General features: G+C 63.0%; 3 protein-coding genes. 1 reads left to right on the top strand and 2 read right to left on the bottom strand.

The genetic code is table 11. From position 1 onward, the window contains the following. Positions 1–228 (bottom strand): hypothetical protein (locus ACYVDE_RS21075; protein WP_460503503.1); only part of this gene is annotated, 228 nt, incomplete at its 3' end. A 112-nt stretch (positions 229–340) separates the two neighbouring features. On the opposite strand from ACYVDE_RS21075, the gene ACYVDE_RS21070 reads away from it, so the two are divergent. Beyond that, positions 341–1,183 carry an OmpA family protein gene (locus tag ACYVDE_RS21070; protein ID WP_460503501.1) on the top strand — a complete coding sequence of 281 codons (843 nt, stop codon included), beginning with the start codon at positions 341–343 and terminating at the stop codon, positions 1,181–1,183. A gap of 107 nt (positions 1,184–1,290) precedes the next feature. On the opposite strand, the gene ACYVDE_RS21065 is transcribed toward ACYVDE_RS21070, so the two are convergent. Beyond that, on the bottom strand, positions 1,291–2,067 hold a 777-nt coding region (locus tag ACYVDE_RS21065), incomplete at its 5' end, for a M20/M25/M40 family metallo-hydrolase (RefSeq protein ID WP_460503500.1).

The following is a 2,067-nucleotide window of genomic DNA, read 5'->3' as shown; positions in this document are numbered from 1 at the left end:
GCGACGGCGGCGGGCCCGGGCTTCGGGCGAGAAGTCGCGCTGCGGGTCGAATTGCACGCCGGTTTTGTCGCGTAAGGTTACCCAATAGCGTTCAGCGGCTGACGGCGCGTTTGTTACCCGACCCGCCACCCCGGCCTGTCCAGTGGCGGGCCCGGAGGCGCTCAGTAGCGCCAGTGCCAGCCCGGCGGCCGAAAGCGCAGCTTGCGGTCGCAGTCGGCGGGGAATCATGAAGGAAAGAAAGTGCATAGAGTTTTGCCAAAGGTAACCCCAGCCAGAGGGCTCCGTTTGAAGGCTGGACCGTTTTACGGCCTAAGTATCTTTTTACTTTTATTTTCCATCCATGAATTTCCGCACCTTCCCCACCCTGCTGGCCGCAGCTGCCTTGCTGGCACTGCCGGGTTGTAACCAGAAAGAAATTGCGGCCCTGCAGCAGCAGAATGCCGAGCTCACCAAATCGCGCGACCAACTCACCCTCGAAAAAACCGCCCTCGCCGCCGACAAGGTCCGCAGCGAAGAGGCCCTGCGCGGCTCGCTGCTCAGCAAAAGCCAGCAGGTGAACCAGCTGAACCAGAACCTCGGCGACGCCGAAACCGACATTCGCAACAAAAACGCTGACCTGCAGAGCAAGGAGGCCGACCTGCAAAGCAAAAACGCCCGCATCGCCGACCTGCAAAACGCCCTGGCCCAGAAAGATGCCGCCACAAAAGCCCTGCGCCAGCGCGTGTCTGATGCCCTGCTGGGATTCAACGCCCAAGACCTGCAGGTGAGCGTGAAGAATGGTAAAGTGTATGTGTCGCTCTCGGAGCAATTGCTGTTCAAATCTGGCTCCACTAAAGTCGACCCCAAGGGACAGGACGCCCTGCGCAAGCTGGCCGTGGCCCTCAAGGACAACAAGGACGTGAACGTGCTGGTGGAAGGCCACACCGACAACGTGCCCATCAAAGGCGCCACCGCCAGCGGTGCCCGCGACAACTGGGACCTGAGCGTGATGCGCGCCACCGAAATCACTCGCCTGCTCACCGCCGCCGGCATGGACCCTGCCCAGGTAACGCCCTCGGGCCGGGCCGAATACCTGCCCCTGGCCCCCAACGACACCCCCGCCAACAAGGCCCTGAACCGCCGTACCGACATCATTCTCACGCCCAAGCTGGACGAGCTGTTCTCGATTCTGGGGCAGAACTAAGGCTTTGGGTGCCAACGAAACGGCCCTACCCGCGCAATGTAGGTAGGGCCGTTTTTCGTTTGTCATCCTTCGCTCCGCTCAGGATGACAGATGTGATGTCAAGGCACTTACAAACCGTACTTGCTCAGCAAGTAAATCAGCGAAGCCATGCTGGCGCCGCCCAGCTCCAGCTCGCGGCGGTTCACCTTATCGAAGGTATCGGCCGCGGTGTGGTGGATGTCGAAGTAGCGCTGCGAGTCGCACTTGTAGCCGATGAGGGCTTTGGGGTGCACAGTCTCGTGCAGCGGCTCGATGTCGGTGCCGGAGTGGCCGGGCAGCAGGTCGGCGGCGTGGTAGGGCTGGAACAGTGGGGCCCAGCGCGTGATTTTCGCTACCGTGGCTGGCTCGGCTTCCAGGGTGAAGCCGCGGGGCGTGAAGCCGCCGCCGTCGCTCTCGATGGCGGCCACGTGCGTCTCCTTGTTCTGCTGGGCCAGGCGGGCGTACTCGTTGCCGCCGCGCGTGCCGTTTTCCTCGTTCATAAATAACACCGCCCGGATGGTGCGCTCGGGCATAAAGCCGGCGGCGCGCAGCAGGCGCAGGGCCTCGATGCTCTGCACGCAGCCGGTGCCGTCGTCGTGCGCGCCTTGGGCCAGGTCCCAGGAATCGAGGTGGCCGCCCACGGTGATGATTTCGTTGGGGTATTTGCTGCCCTTGATTTCGCCTACCACGTTGTAGCTTTTTTCTTCGGGCAGGGTGGCGCAGTCCATTTCCAGCTCAAACTGCAGGTCGGGGTTGGCCTTGAGGAGCTGGCTGAGCTGGTCGGCGGCGTTGGTGCTGAGGGCCGCGCCCGGCACTTTGGGCACGGCCGCGTCGTAGGCCATCGTGCCCGTGTGCGGGTTGTCGTC

The organism is Hymenobacter agri (assembly GCF_054778495.1).
This window is presented reverse-complemented; position numbering and strand designations above follow the sequence as displayed.

Coding starts and splice junctions, on each gene's coding strand:
- ACYVDE_RS21070 (WP_460503501.1), top strand. CDS start 341: ATGAATTTCCGCACCTTCCCCACCCTGCTGGCCGCAGCTGCCTTGCTG.